Annotated in this window: 12 protein-coding genes, 1 tRNA gene and 1 other RNA gene; 10 read left to right on the top strand and 4 right to left on the bottom strand. The window is 47.7% G+C overall.

What is annotated here, in order from left to right:
* The first annotated feature begins 2 nt into the window (after window positions 1–2).
* Window positions 3–1,037 carry a virulence RhuM family protein gene (locus G598_RS0112335; RefSeq protein WP_026767219.1) on the top strand — a complete coding sequence of 345 codons (1,035 nt, stop codon included), beginning with the start codon at window positions 3–5 and terminating at the stop codon, window positions 1,035–1,037.
* A 316-nt stretch (window positions 1,038–1,353) separates the two neighbouring features.
* Here G598_RS0112335 and G598_RS0112325 read toward each other — a convergent pair whose 3' ends face one another.
* On the bottom strand, window positions 1,354–1,617 hold the full coding sequence (locus G598_RS0112325) for a hypothetical protein (RefSeq protein ID WP_026767218.1): 264 nt from the start codon (window positions 1,615–1,617) through the stop codon (window positions 1,354–1,356).
* Between the two features lie 208 nt (window positions 1,618–1,825).
* Between G598_RS0112325 and ssrA the strand changes: the two genes are divergently transcribed.
* From ssrA to G598_RS0112310, 4 genes are all read left to right on the top strand, one after another.
* Window positions 1,826–2,164: a transfer-messenger RNA gene (gene ssrA / locus G598_RS19065) on the top strand.
* Between the two features lie 190 nt (window positions 2,165–2,354).
* Window positions 2,355–4,340 carry a methyl-accepting chemotaxis protein gene (locus G598_RS0112320; protein WP_026767217.1) on the top strand — a complete coding sequence of 662 codons (1,986 nt, stop codon included), beginning with the start codon at window positions 2,355–2,357 and terminating at the stop codon, window positions 4,338–4,340.
* A gap of 275 nt (window positions 4,341–4,615) precedes the next feature.
* A complete protein-coding gene (locus G598_RS0112315; RefSeq protein WP_026767216.1) occupies window positions 4,616–5,569 on the top strand; it encodes a magnesium transporter CorA family protein in 954 nt (317 codons plus the stop codon).
* Window positions 5,570–5,592: 23 nt separating this feature from the next.
* Window positions 5,593–6,210 (top strand): DedA family protein, encoded by a 618-nt coding sequence (locus tag G598_RS0112310; protein WP_026767215.1) that lies wholly within the window; start codon window positions 5,593–5,595, stop codon window positions 6,208–6,210.
* 65 nt (window positions 6,211–6,275) lie between these two features.
* Here the strand turns inward: G598_RS0112310 and G598_RS0112305 are convergent, their stop codons facing one another.
* The 3 genes from G598_RS0112305 to G598_RS17925 form a co-directional block, all read right to left on the bottom strand.
* Window positions 6,276–7,154, bottom strand: a complete 879-nt coding sequence (locus G598_RS0112305; protein WP_037364249.1) for an aldose 1-epimerase family protein — start codon at window positions 7,152–7,154, stop codon at window positions 6,276–6,278.
* Between the two features lie 99 nt (window positions 7,155–7,253).
* A tRNA-Gln gene (locus G598_RS0112300) sits at window positions 7,254–7,329 on the bottom strand.
* 71 nt (window positions 7,330–7,400) lie between these two features.
* Window positions 7,401–8,804: an MATE family efflux transporter gene (locus G598_RS17925; RefSeq protein ID WP_037364246.1), complete on the bottom strand. Its 1,404-nt coding sequence runs from the start codon at window positions 8,802–8,804 to the stop codon at window positions 7,401–7,403.
* Window positions 8,805–8,908: 104 nt separating this feature from the next.
* Between G598_RS17925 and G598_RS0112290 the strand changes: the two genes are divergently transcribed.
* The 5 genes from G598_RS0112290 to G598_RS0112270 form a co-directional block, all read left to right on the top strand.
* On the top strand, window positions 8,909–9,760 hold the full coding sequence (locus G598_RS0112290) for a MerR family transcriptional regulator (RefSeq protein ID WP_026767213.1): 852 nt from the start codon (window positions 8,909–8,911) through the stop codon (window positions 9,758–9,760).
* Window positions 9,761–9,876: 116 nt separating this feature from the next.
* On the top strand, window positions 9,877–10,575 hold the full coding sequence (locus tag G598_RS0112285; protein WP_026767212.1) for a DUF2225 domain-containing protein: 699 nt from the start codon (window positions 9,877–9,879) through the stop codon (window positions 10,573–10,575).
* Window positions 10,572–11,258 (top strand): hypothetical protein, encoded by a 687-nt coding sequence (locus G598_RS0112280; RefSeq protein ID WP_026767211.1) that lies wholly within the window; start codon window positions 10,572–10,574, stop codon window positions 11,256–11,258. The genes G598_RS0112285 and G598_RS0112280 overlap by 4 nt, the downstream gene beginning before the upstream one ends.
* Window positions 11,259–11,343: 85 nt before the next feature.
* The gene (locus tag G598_RS0112275) at window positions 11,344–12,921 is read left to right on the top strand and encodes a DUF4127 family protein (RefSeq protein WP_245582808.1); all 1,578 of its coding nucleotides are present in this window, start codon (window positions 11,344–11,346) and stop codon (window positions 12,919–12,921) included.
* Window positions 12,922–13,011: 90 nt separating this feature from the next.
* Window positions 13,012–13,301, top strand: a 290-nt coding sequence (locus G598_RS0112270; RefSeq protein ID WP_026767209.1) for a helix-turn-helix domain-containing protein, incomplete at its 3' end; no start/stop codon positions are given.

Genomic DNA, 13,301 nt, shown 5'->3' with positions numbered 1-13,301 from the left:
GAATGGAAAATGATAAAAAGAATAAGGCAAACATCCGCAACAGTACAGTAGATTTTCTGGTATTCACTAAAGATGCCGGGGCGGATTCTATCGAAGTGCGTGTGCAAGACCATGATGTATGGTTGACGCAGAAGGCAATGGGAGAACTGTTTGATGTTGACCGTAGTGTTATTGGCAAGCATCTGAAAAAAGTATTTGAAGATGGGGAATTGGATGAGGGTTCAACTTGTGCAAAAATTGCACAAGTTGCAGATAACGGTAAAACATATCAATACAAGTTCTACTCATTGTCAGCAATTATTGCTGTTGGGTATAAGGTGAATTCTCAGCGTGCTATTCAGTTCCGCCAATGGGCTACAAAAGTTTTGGACACCTTTGCCAAGCAAGGCTATGTGCTGGATAAGAATCGTTTGATTAACGGTCAGATTTTTGACGAAGATTATTTCGACCATCTGATATCTGAGATTCAAGAGATTCGTGCCAGTGAGCGGCGTTTCTATCAGAAAATCACGGATATCTATGCTACAGCGGTTGATTACACGCTGGATAGCAAGACAACGCGAGAGTTCTTTGCCACGGTGCAGAATAAAATGCACTATGCTGTCCATGGCAGTACCGCCGCAGAACTTATCATGCAGAGGGCTGACCATAAAAAGGAACATATGGGACTGACATCATGGAAAAATGCCCCTGACGGCAAAATCGTAAAGGCTGATGTGTCGATTGCCAAAAACTATTTGGCTAAAGAAGAGATGCAGGAACTTAACGAGATTGTCACAATGTATCTGGATTATGCCACCCGTCAAGCCCGCCGTCATATTCCGATGACCATGGCTGATTGGGCAGATAAACTGGATGCTTTCCTGCAGTTCAACGATGCGGAAATCCTACATGATAAAGGCAAAGTATCAGCGGCTATAGCCAAAGCTTTTGCTGAAAGTGAATTTGAACAGTACAGAGTTTTGCAGGATAAGGCTTATATCAGCGATTTTGACAGGCTGATGATGGAAGCCGATAATACATTGCAGGACAAATAATCAGTCAATTATATACGTGTATGAACAGGCTGTGAAGCTGCGGATTGAATATCCGTAACTTCACAGCCTGTTTTGTAAGATGTGGCAGGAAGAAGGAGGGAATGCCTGTGTGGGCAGAGAGTTCCTGACAGGTCAGAAATTGATTCCCTTTAAGCTGGCTGAGCACCATCAATTCGTAAATCGTGAAGTCGCGGTGGAGAATTTCATATTTTAACACACGCGTGTGTTAAAAATCAATGCATTCAACGCACGCGCGTGTTAAACGCGAAAAAACGGGGATGTGACCATGGATTTCATAGTCACATCCCCGTAGTTATTAGCGAGCCTTTGGCGGCTGCTGTTCTTTTTCCTGCTGCGGTTTTGGCTGTTTTTCGTTGACGGTTTTATTTTTGTCCTGTTTTTTTACGTCATTTTTCTGCGGCTCAGCTTTCGGTGCTTTTACATCCTGCTTGTCCTGCTGTTGTTGCATGACAGGAGCTTTGGGAGCCGGTGCTGGGTTAGCATTGGCGACATTGCCGATAAGACCTGCGGTAAAAGTGGTTGCGGCAAGAGCTGCTGCGGCAAAAAGTTTCTTGTTCATTGAGATAATCCCCTTTCAAAATGTAACAGACCATCCTTGGGGCTTTTTTCCATGACTCTTATCCTACGCGCCGATTCTTGGAATCTGCTAAGAAGAGAATTATATTTTGATTAAAAAGCAATCATTTTCAGTTGTTTTCCGTCAATGCTGAGATTTTCGTTGACAGAAATCGCCTATGTATGCTATGCTTATCTATACAATTGAATTTGGGGATGTAATGGTTTCGACGGGGTATTGAAGCCACGAGGTTCGCAGGCCAATGGTTATGAAGCCTAACTCTTAACCGCTAAATGTAATTGACGAATTCGATTACGCATACGCTGCCTAAGCTTCGGCTTAGCAGCCCCCTCGGTATCACTAGCTGCGGGCAGGGCTGAGGGTTTCAAATAAGCGCAGCAGTTTTCCTTGTTTTCGCAAAACAAGGTGGTGGGGAACTCTGAATCCCAGAGTTGCGCTTCTATGATGCTGGCATACTCCAGCTATTGCGATAATGCCTTGTGATGTGGATGTATTTCGGACAGGAGTTCGATTCTCCTCATCTCCACCAAACGCGATATCAGCGCTGACTGGTCATTTTTGACTGGTCGGCGCTTTTTTGATATTTTGATATTTTGGGAAAAAATATATTTTATCCTACCAAAATCCAGCAGGATATTTTAGGTTGTGTGTAGAATTAGTTGTTTCAAATGGGTATAAATCAAGGTTGACGATGAGGTAAAATGTAAGGGAGTGAAAACATGGGTATTAAGCAGAAGTTCATTGTGCTGGCAGGTATAGTGGGCATTATATTGACCATTGTATCGGTAACAGGCTACTTTACAGCTTACGATAATCTGTCGGAGGCAGTAAACGAGGAGATTGTGGCCAATGTCAACACGGAACGAGAGTTAGTGGATGGCTGGCTGCGTGAGAAAGCTAAGCCGGTTACTTCACAGGCAGATTTGATGACCGATGTGGAAAAGAGCGGCCTGGAATTTGACAATGAGGACATGAAAATGCTCCTGAGTGTGGCTGCGTCCGATAAGGACATTCAGGAGATGACCCGTGGCGATGAGAACGGCATGTTCCTGCCGTATAACAGCCCGGATGAAACGGGCAAGACTGACCCGCGCAAGCGTCCCTGGTATGCGCAGGCACGCGAGGCCGGCAAGACCGTTTATACGGATGTATATACCAGTAAGAGTACCGGCGATTTGGTTGTGTCGGCAGTAGCTCCGTTCTATGGAGAAAACAAGCAGTTCCGCGGTGCCATCTGCGGCGATATTACCTTGACGGTGCTGAAAGAACAGGTACAGCATATCAAGTATCGCAATCAGGGGATAGGCTATATTGTTGAAAAGACGGGCAAACTTTTAGCAACGTCTGGCAAGGAACAGCCTATGTCTGAAGCAAAGGACATCAAGGGTGTAGGGGAGAAACTGGACAGCATGTTCCAGACTGGCAGCGGTTATTTCACCTATACGGATGCGGATGGAGCAGAACAGCTTTTTGCCTATACGACGGTACCGACTACCGGCTGGTTGATTGGCATGGCTGTGCCGACCGATTTTGTATTTGCACCGATTCAGCGTTTGCGGCTCATTTATGGTGTGCTGATTGTGGTAGGCCTGTTGCTTGTAATGGGTATGTGCCTTACCTTTGCGGCCCGGATTACCAAACCTATTGTGGCGCTGGAAGGTCAAGCCAGCCAGTTGGCTGATGGCAATTTGCGCGTACCGCAGTTGCCTGTGGAGTCTGAAGACGAAATCGGCTCGATGACGCGGGCATTTAACACCATGCAGGAACATCTGCATGACTTAATCAGTAAGATGGCGGCTACATCGGAACAGGTGGCGGCAGCGTCTGAAGAACTTACGGCTAATGCGCAGCAGTCGGCAGATGCCTCTGTTCATGTGGCAGAAACCATCGGCGAAGTATCGAATGGGATGGATCGGCAGCTGGCTGATATTGACGGTGCCAAGAAGAATGTGGATGCAGTCTTTATTGACATCACCGCCATGACGGAAAAGACCAAAAAGGTTACGGATGCGGCAGTAAGCACATCAGAGGCCGCCAAGCAGGGTGAGATGCTCATGAAGGATGCCACGACCAAGATGGCCCATATCGAAACGAGTGTTATGAACTCTGCGGATGTGGTGCGTACTTTGGGCGAAAGTTCCCAGCAAATCGGACAGATTGTGGAGGCAATTTCTTCCATTGCCGACCAGACCAATCTTCTGGCACTCAATGCCGCTATCGAGGCAGCTCGTGCCGGTGAACATGGCCGGGGCTTTGCTGTCGTAGCGGACGAAGTGCGCAAGCTGGCTGCTGAATCTCAGGAATCGGCAGAGCAGATTAAGGAACGCATTTTGACCATTCAGAAGGATACTGCCCATGCGGTATCCGCTATGGAAGAAGGCAAGACGGAAGTCCAGCTGGGGGCCAAGGCCATTCGGGATGTGGGCGAACAGTTCCAGGATATTATGGGACAGGTTAACGACATCCGCAATCAGATTGATGAAATCAGCACTTCGGTCAATTCCGTATCCTCGGGGGCGGGAAATATCGTCGATGCGGTAGATTCCATTGACAGCGTCAGCCGCAGGACGGCCGACCATACGTCCTCGATTTCGGCATCGACAGAAGAACAGTCGGCATCCAACGAGGAAATAGCCGCTGCTTCCCAGTCCCTTGCTCATTTGGCATCGGATATGCAAGCTGCCATTAACAAGTTCAAATTGTAAGCTTCAATAGCATAGAAATACGGAACCGGAAAAAGCCCGACAGCAGGCTTTTTCCGCTTCTATTTGTGCGAAATTATTGTAGACAAGTGGGAGCTGCAAGGTTTATAATTGTAGGCGGAAAAAATTTCGACAGAAAGGCTGGTGAGGATAATGGACGATCACCCTGATACGGTAAAACCAAAGCGATGCACATTTACAATAGGGAGCGTCAGCACCATTATCCTGGCAGCATAAGATAATGGGCATGGTGCTCTCCATATAGAGAGGAGATATCCATGCTAAAGATTTACAAATCCTTGGAAAGCGGCCCTTTGCAGGAGTTGACGCTTAAGACCCTGGAGAAGGGGGCCTGGATAAATATTGTTGACCCTACGCCTTATGAGCTGAAAGTGGTCAGCAATCTCACTGAGGTTGACCCGGACTTTTTGCGTTCCGCACTCGATGATGAGGAGCGTTCCCATACGGATATTGAGGATGATTCCGTCATGGTTCTGACTAACGTAGCCGTGAACCGGGGCGAGGACAGCTACGATGCCCTGCCTTTGGCCATTATTGTCAGCGAAGACTATATCATCACGGTTTGTCTGGAAGAAACGCCGGTTATGGCAGAGTTCAATGAGCGTACGGCAAAGCTTTTCCGTACCTACAAGAAAACCCGCTTTTTGTTCCAGATTTTGTACAAGTCGGCGACCTTCTATCTGCGCTATCTGCGTCAGATTAGCAAGCTTTCCGACGATATTGAAAACCAGTTGCGCCATGATATGAAGAACAGCGAAATCCTGCGCCTGTTGGAGCTGCAGAAAGGCCTGACGTATTTTAACGCGGCTATCCGTTCTAATGGTGCGGTGCTTGATAAGCTCTTGCGCATGCGCAATAATCCGGCCCTCACGCCGATTCTCAAGGCGTATGAGGAAGATGAGGATTTGCTGGAAGATGTTATTATCGAGAACAAGCAGGCCAAGGAAATGGTGGAGATGTACAGTAAGATTCTCGCCCGTATGGCCGATACCTTTACGTCCATTATTGCCAATAACCAGAACCTCGTGATGAAGTTCCTGGCGGCAATGACGATTATCATCGCTATTCCCACAGTGGTATCCAGCTTCTTCGGCATGAATGTGCCGGTGCCGTTTACCGATGACAGCCACGGCTTTTTCTACATTATGATGATAGCCTTTGGCATCAGTATAACGGGAGCTTATGCCCTGTGGAAAAAGGATATGTTTTAACAGAAATCAGAAAGGAATTTTGAATGGAACAGTTTTCATCGATTTTTTTGGAGTTTATCGCATCCTGGGGATATGTGGCAGTAGCCATCCTGATGGCGGCAGAAAATGCCTGCATTCCCATTCCGAGCGAGCTCATTTTGGGCTTTGCCGGTTATTTGATTTTTGCTGACCAGATGACCTTCACCGGTGCGCTGATTGCCGGTATGGTGGGCGGCATGGCCGGTTCCATCTTTGCTTATGCCGTGGGCCACTACGGCGGCCGTACGTTTGTGGACAAGTACGGACATTATTTCTTCGTCAAAAAATCTCATGTGGATATTGCGCAGAACTGGTTTGATAAATATGGCCTCAAGGCGGTATTCTTCAGCCGTATGCTGCCGGTGGTCAGAACCTTCATTTCCCTGCCGGCGGGCTTTGCCCATGTGGATATGAAAAAATTCCTGACGCTGACGTTCCTTGGCTCGCTGCCTTGGACGGCACTCATTCTCTTTGCCGGTATGATGTTGGGCAAGAGCTGGGAAGTTATGCTGAAGGTCGGCCATCAGGCCAGCCTGATTTTTGTCGGTGTATGTGCCGTGATTATCGCCGTGATGTACCTGCGGTATCGTAAGCGCAAGCAGGAAAAACAGGCATTGGAATAAAATAAAGACAGGTTATCCGCTATTGGCAATGAAATAGCGGGTAACCTGTCTTTTTGTGCTTAAAATCAGCCGATTTTGATGGTGTAATGGAAACTCTGTGTTTCGCCTGCAGCAATGGTCAGGCTGCCTTCACGGTCTTTGAATTCGCCGCTGAAGCCCTCGTAGTCTGCATGGCCCTGCCAGGGTTCGAGACAAAGGAAGGGCGCGCCGCCCTGTGCGGGCGTCCAAAAGCCCCAGAAGGGATAGTCTTTGGCAGACATCGTAACCTTCTTGGCGCTCTTGTGTGAGCAGATGGTTACTTCATCTGATTTCAATGCCTTGTAGGCCAAAGCATCGCCCTTAAACATTTCGTAGTTCAAATCCAGAGTCTGGCCTTGGAGATGTGCCTGCCCCGGCGTGGTCAGAAATTGCCCCTTGTCGTTGAGCGGCATGTTCAGATTGTCTTCAGTCTGATTAAAGGACAGATAGTAATCGCTGAATTCCTCGCCCTGTACCAACGGGCAGCGGAAGGCTGTATGGGCGCCGATGGAATAGATCATTTCCTTGTCATCGAGGTTCTGGACTTTCCAAATGACTTCCACTTCATTATCCTTTAAGGCATAGGCAATGTTCAGTTGGAATTTCCATGGATAAACTTTTAAGGTATCTTCGGACCATTTCAGCGCAAACTCGATATAGTCCTGCTCTTTTTTGACCAGTTCGTATTCGGAGATACGTCCGAACCCATGTCCGGGCAGTTCATATTCCTGGCCATCTACACGATATTTTCCATCCTGAAGTTTGCCGACAATGGGGAAAAGTACCGGGGAACTGTATTTCCACCAGGTAGGATTGCCGTCCCAAAGATATTCGGTTTCATCGGCGCGTTCCTTGATGGAGCGTAATTCTGCACCATAGCTGCGCACCTGCACGCATAATTGGTCATTTTCTAAACTGTATAGCATAATATTCACCTCAATATTATACTAACATAGATGCTAAAAAATGATAAGTATGATTAGATACAAAAAAGGAGCCGTTTCACGGCTCCTTGAATTTTTAAATGGCAGGGGTAGCTGGACTCGAACCAACGCATGCGGGATTCAGAGACCCGTGCCTTACCAACTTGGCGATACCCCTGTGTGACGTCTGTCAACAGAAATAAATTATACGGTTTTTTTTCCTGTTTGTCAACACTTTTTTTGAAAAAATTATTTTAAGTTGGCAGTCTGGGGAATATGGCGGTATTTGCTGCGTTGCAAGCGGCGTTCCTGATAGAGCCCCAAAAAGCTGCGCCGCTGCTCGTAGAGCAGGAATGCTGAAAGCAGAACAGCAGCAAGGTCAGCTGCCGGCACGGCCAGCCATACGCCGCTAAAGCCAATGAGTTTTGGCAGCAACAGCAGGAAAATGACAATCCCGGCAAGGTTGCGGGCGAAGGAGGCAATAGCCGAGGTTTTGCCGTCGGATATCGCGGTAAAGAATCCGGAGGTAAAGAGGTTAAAGCCCGACAGCAGGAAGCTGAAGCCAAAGAGCAGGAAACCATTTACGGTAATGCTGTAGGCGGAACCGCCGTCCGGCAGGAACAGATGAATGAGCGGCTCGGCGAGCACACGGGAACAGATAAACGCCGTAAGGGAGAACAGCGCAATGCCCAGCAGGGCAAGTTTCATCAGCCGCAGCAGCTCGCGGTAATTTTTGGCTCCGAACTGGTAGGAGAAAAGGGGCGCAATGCCATTGGAAAAACCGACGAGAACGGAGGTCAGGAGCATTTCAGCATAGAGGATAACGGAGATAGCAGCTACGCCGTCTTCGCCTGCCCAGGCAAAGGTAATGACGTTAAAGAGGAACGTGGTCACGCCGATGGAAAGTTCGGTAACGAGTTCCGAAGAGCCGTTGTACATGGCCTGCCCCAAAGCCCGCCATTCCATGTCCGGCTTTCTAAAGCCGATAAGGCGGCTGCGGCAGGCGAAGTAATGCAGGCCGATAAGGGCAGCAGCTGTTTCGCCAAGGCCGGTGCCTAACGCTGCACCGGCAATACCCATGCCCATCTTTGCCATAAAGAGGTAGTCAAGGACAGCATTTAAGATACCCGATACCAGCGAAACCAGAAAGCCCTGAATAGGACGGCCATCGGCGATAAAGAAAGCGTTAAAAATCAGCATCAGGGCTGCTGCCGGGAAAAAGGGCAGCAGGGTCACGATATAGTTTACGCATTCTTCATAGAGCGTGGGACTGGCACCAAGGAACGCGAGCAGCGGCTCCATAAAGAGCCAGAGTACAAAGGCTAAAAAGGTGCTTATAACCACGCCGCTGATGGTAATCAGGGTGAACCGTCTATGGGCAAGCTCGCGATTGTCCTCGCCCAAGGTTTTGGCAACTAGTGCCGAACCGCCGGAGGCGAGCATAATGGCCAGCCCCAATACGAGATTGAATGCCGGATAGACGATGTTGGATGCGGCAAGTGCGTCACTGCCGACGAAGCGCCCGATAAAGATGCCATCGGTTACGGTGTAGAGTGAAATCACAATCATCATGCCGATGGACGGGGTCGCAAACATCAACAGTGACCACATACTGTGGTGATAAGATAGTGGATTATGGGTGTTCTTACGCATAAAAATTTTCCTTTCGTTAAACATAATTTTCTTGAACACTTGATTTTTATACTGTATATTAAGCATAAAGGATACAGTAGCTGTAATGTCAAGGGGGATTTTTCATGGCACGTCACATGACCTTCCATGTGGGGGAATTTGCCCGCATGACCGGTGTAAACAAGCGCACGCTGCATTATTATGATCATGAGGGCATCTTCAGTCCGGATAGTGTAGAGCCGAATGGTTACCGGGTATATTCTTCCCGGCAGTTTTATCCTTTCTATATGATTCGCATGTTTCGTGATATGGGATTGGATTTGTCGGAAATCAAGGAATATATGCAGGGACGTACACCGGAAAAATTTGCGCGGCTGCTGACTGAGCAGGAAGCATGGCTGAAAGAAGAAATGGCTAAACTAAAGCGTATGCAGCAGATTGTGGCCAATCAGCGAAAGATTTTGTCGCAGGCGCAAAAAGTTCAGATTAATACGGTAGAAGAGTGCGTGTTTCCGCAACAGCGCTTACTGGTTTCGGAAAATTTGCGCCAGCTTTATCTGCGTGAGGATTGGGAGGCTGTGGAACGCCATTTTGCGATGTACTTGAGAGATGCACTGGAAGGGGAGAGTCTTACCGGTTACACTTTTGGGGCGATGGTTTCCCCGGAGGACTTCATGAAACCGGGAAATGAGCAGGTAGTCAGTTACTTATTTGTCCCCACGGATAAGCCTTGGCGGAAGCTTTCAAAGGATTATCGCCGTCAGCGTTCTGCCGGCAGGTATATTGTCACATACTTTGCCGGAGATTACATGGCTACTGGGGCGGCCTATTCTCGTCTGCGGTCGTATATGCAGGCACATCATTTGCGGCCGGCAGACTTTGCCTATGAAGAAAGCCTTATTGAAGATATGAGTACGGCAAATCCTCAGGACTTCCTTACCCGCATTGCGGTGCCGGTTGCAGAGGAAAAATATTAATCGTTTATTTTTAAGAAGGAAAATGATATAATACTATCACATATCGGCAAATAAAGCGTTTTTTTTAGCAAAATCTAATAATTGCATGTTAGCATAGATGCGAGGGAGGAACAGCGATGGGAGAATTTACGTTTACCGTTGAAAAGCCGTGTCCTGTTTGCGGCGAATCCACCCGGGTAGTGAAAACCAAGTCAAAACTTATTGTGGATAGCACGGACGAGGATTTTTGTGTCCATTACAAGAATTTTAATCCGTATTTATATAAAATATGGTTCTGCGAGAATTGTGGTTATGCAGCTGATGAGAAGACTTTTCTAGGCTCTATGTCCGTAATCCATAAGCGAAAATTGAAGGAATTCCTGGATAGCCGCAAATTAAATATGCAGTTTGTCGAGGAACGGGGCGTTCCCGATGCCGTAGCGGCGTATAAACTTGCTGTTTTCTTTGCGGAAATGACCGACCAGTCGCTGGCAAAACAAGCAGGATTATACCTGGGGCTTGCCTGGATATATCGTTATTCCGGCGAACAGGAAAAAGAGCTTGAAATGATGCATAAAGCGGCAGAAATGTACGATTTGTCGTTGATGAAGGAACGTTATCCGCAGAATGGCATGAGTGATGATACTGCGCTTTATCTGATTGGAGCGATTTACTACCGCTTGAAGGATTATGAAAAATCTACACAGTATTTGTCACGACTAATTGGTGACCAGAGCCTGCGTGACCGGGACATTCAGCTTTATAAACGCTCTCGTGACTTGTGGCAGAATGTTCGTGAGGACCAGGGCAAAGCGGAAAAGGGGGGTAAAAAGTGATTGATTTGCCAGCGAATTGGCAAGAGCAGCTGCAAAATATAGACTGGGCCAAGGTACAGGAAAAAGTTGCTGACTATGGCCCGGCCTTGCGTGTTATCCGCGATACCTGGGACAGAGAAACCCTGGCCGAAATCAGCCAGGGTAATCTCTTTGTTTCGGATAAAATGCTCAATGATGCGATTGCACAAAGTATCAAAGAAGACAGCCCGGTAAAATCGGTGATTTTAGAGTCTAAGGAAAATGGGCGCTTGAATGTAACGGTGGATACAGCTAAAATAGGCAAGGTGGAATTATCCGGGGAAGTGAAGGAATTTGTCCATGAAGGGGATAAATCCTATATGGTCTACCGTGTGCGAGAACGAAATATTCCCAATCACGGTTTGATGTCCTGGGTCTTTTCCCGGGTGTCCCTAGCTATGGCACAGCGCATGGTGGGACACTTGCCTATGCCAGAAAACCTGCCGGTAGAGATAAAGCACAATACCGTGCATATTGATTACAGCAAGGTTTTGGCAGATTCGGAATTTGGTAAGACCATGTTCCATGGCCATCGTCTGCTCGATATGATTGAGATTGAAAAAGCCATACCCAAAGAGGGGGGCATCATGTTTCAGACGAAGCTGAATATACCCGATGATGTAAAAGATGATTTGAAGAACCTTTTGCCACAGAAAAATAAATGACGGATGAAAAAACCGTTGAGAAGGGAGAGATTTTTTGTACAGCTTGTACAAGCGGGGGGCGGCTTGTTTAGCCATGCTATTGGCGATGGTCATGTTTATGCCTGCTGGTTTAGCGCGCCATAAGGAAGTGAAGCCGGATAAGATTTTGTTTATCCCCCATGATAATCGGCCTATTTCGGATAAACAAACCGCAGAGGTCGTGAAAAAACTTGGCTATGAGGTGGTCGTACCGCCGGACGATATGTTAGGAAACCGGGAGAATCTGGGCAATCCGGATGCACTTTGGGAATGGCTGCATGCCAATGCTCTGGAAGCAAAGGCCGCGGTAATTTCTTCCGACTCGCTGGTGTATGGCAGTTTGGTGGGCTCACGCAAACATAATTACAAGCGGGGCGAGGTAATCGAGCGGGTTTCCCGCTTCCAACAGTTCCGGCAGGAAAATCCGAAACTGCCGCTCTATGTATTTGGCTCCATCATGCGTACCCCACGCAGTGGTATGGCCTCTGGCCACGAGGAACCGAAGTATTATCGCAGCTACGGCGGCGATATCTTCCGCTATACCGTTTTAACGGACAAAGAGGAAGTAGAAGGATTAAGTCGTCGGGAGACTAAGGAAAAAGCGTTTCTGCGGGAACTTATTCCCAAACGGGATTTGAATGACTGGCTGGGACGACGGGAAAAGAATTTTGCGGTCAACGAAGAACTTATTAAGCTTACGCGTAAGAATGTCTTTGATTATTTGGTTTTAGGCCGCGATGACAATGCACCTTATTGTCAGACGCATATGGAAAGCCGTCATCTGTCGGAAGCCGGCAAGGATTTAGGCAAGACCCGCTTTCAGACGATGGCAGGAATTGACGAGATGGCCATGCTGCTCATGGCTCGCTCGGTAAATACGCTGCGCCGGGAAGTGCCTTCGGTCTATACCCGGTATAATTGGGGCCGTGGGCCGAATACGGTACCGGCTTATTCGGACGAAAAAATCAGCATTTCCATCGGTGACGCGATTACTGCGGTTGGTGGAACGGCGGTATCGAATCCTGCTCAGGCGGATTTTGTGCTGATGGTGAACACCAATCCGAATGGCAAGACCTATGAAGCCAATGAGCGAAACAATGATGGCGAAGACCGGGAAGGCAGCAAGTATTTTGCTGACCTGGTCAGTGAATATGTGGACAAGGGGTATCCTGTGGGGATTGCAGATATTTCCTATGCCAATGGTTCGGACAACGCCTTGATGGAACAGCTCAAAAAACGTAAACTGCTCTTTAAGCTGTGTGCGTACTCCGGCTGGAACACGCCGACCAACAGTTCTGGCTTCGTCATTGCTGAAGGTACGCTGGTACGTCACATGAAAAAAGAGGATGTGGATGCGCTGCTCCTGACGCGTTATTTAGATGACTGGGCTTATCAGGCCAATGTCCGCAACACGATTGCCCGTCAGCTGACCTGGCTGCGAGGTGATGGTGTGTACGGCAGTCTGGATACCAAACGGGAAGCGGTATCTTTGCGTACACAAAAGATGATAAGCCGTTTTGCAGCTGAAAATTTGCCGGCGATATCCAGTCTGGAGGAAATATATGTTTATTTCCCCTGGAATCGCATGTTTGAATCGGATATTCAGCATCAGGCGTATAATGATATCCATTTTTTTAAAAAATAATTTTGCCTTGTTGGGGGACTGCTCACGATGATATGCTCCCCCTATGAGAGACAGTAAAAAATAAAACTGTCATCATAGGGGGATTTTTCTATGCCAAACAAACAGAAAGTAGCAATAGAAGAAAAAGTAGAATATGTACGAGCTTATCTGCGCGGAGAAATTACTCAAGGTAGGATTAGCAAAGCAGCAGGAGTAAGCCTGGCCTCAGTACAAGTGTGGATTAAACGCTACAAAGCAGAAGGTGTTGACGGATTTTATACTGGCAAGGGCAACAAAGTTTATGCACCAAAAACAAAGACGATGGCTGTCCTAGATTATTTGAGCGGTAAAGGCAGTCAGACTGACATTTGCCAGAAATATAAAATTCGTTCCAAGACTCA

It is taken from the genome of Selenomonas ruminantium subsp. ruminantium ATCC 12561 (assembly GCF_000424065.1).
Taxonomy (GTDB): domain Bacteria; phylum Bacillota; class Negativicutes; order Selenomonadales; family Selenomonadaceae; genus Selenomonas_A; species Selenomonas_A ruminantium.
The sequence above is the reverse complement of the archived record's forward strand: the minus strand, read 5'-3'. Positions and strand labels throughout refer to the sequence as shown.

Bases quoted from the DNA above. Each gene is read 5' to 3' on its own strand.
- G598_RS0112335 (WP_026767219.1), top strand. From the start codon at position 3: ATGGAAAATGATAAAAAGAATAAGGCAAACATCCGCAACAGTACAGTA.
- G598_RS0112325 (WP_026767218.1), bottom strand. From the start codon at position 1,617: ATGAACAAGAAACTTTTTGCCGCAGCAGCTCTTGCCGCAACCACTTTT.
- G598_RS0112320 (WP_026767217.1), top strand. From the start codon at position 2,355: ATGGGTATTAAGCAGAAGTTCATTGTGCTGGCAGGTATAGTGGGCATT.
- G598_RS0112315 (WP_026767216.1), top strand. From the start codon at position 4,616: ATGCTAAAGATTTACAAATCCTTGGAAAGCGGCCCTTTGCAGGAGTTG.
- G598_RS0112310 (WP_026767215.1), top strand. From the start codon at position 5,593: ATGGAACAGTTTTCATCGATTTTTTTGGAGTTTATCGCATCCTGGGGA.
- G598_RS0112305 (WP_037364249.1), bottom strand. From the start codon at position 7,154: ATGCTATACAGTTTAGAAAATGACCAATTATGCGTGCAGGTGCGCAGC.
- G598_RS17925 (WP_037364246.1), bottom strand. From the start codon at position 8,804: ATGCGTAAGAACACCCATAATCCACTATCTTATCACCACAGTATGTGG.
- G598_RS0112290 (WP_026767213.1), top strand. From the start codon at position 8,909: ATGGCACGTCACATGACCTTCCATGTGGGGGAATTTGCCCGCATGACC.
- G598_RS0112285 (WP_026767212.1), top strand. From the start codon at position 9,877: ATGGGAGAATTTACGTTTACCGTTGAAAAGCCGTGTCCTGTTTGCGGC.
- G598_RS0112275 (WP_245582808.1), top strand. From the start codon at position 11,344: ATGGTCATGTTTATGCCTGCTGGTTTAGCGCGCCATAAGGAAGTGAAG.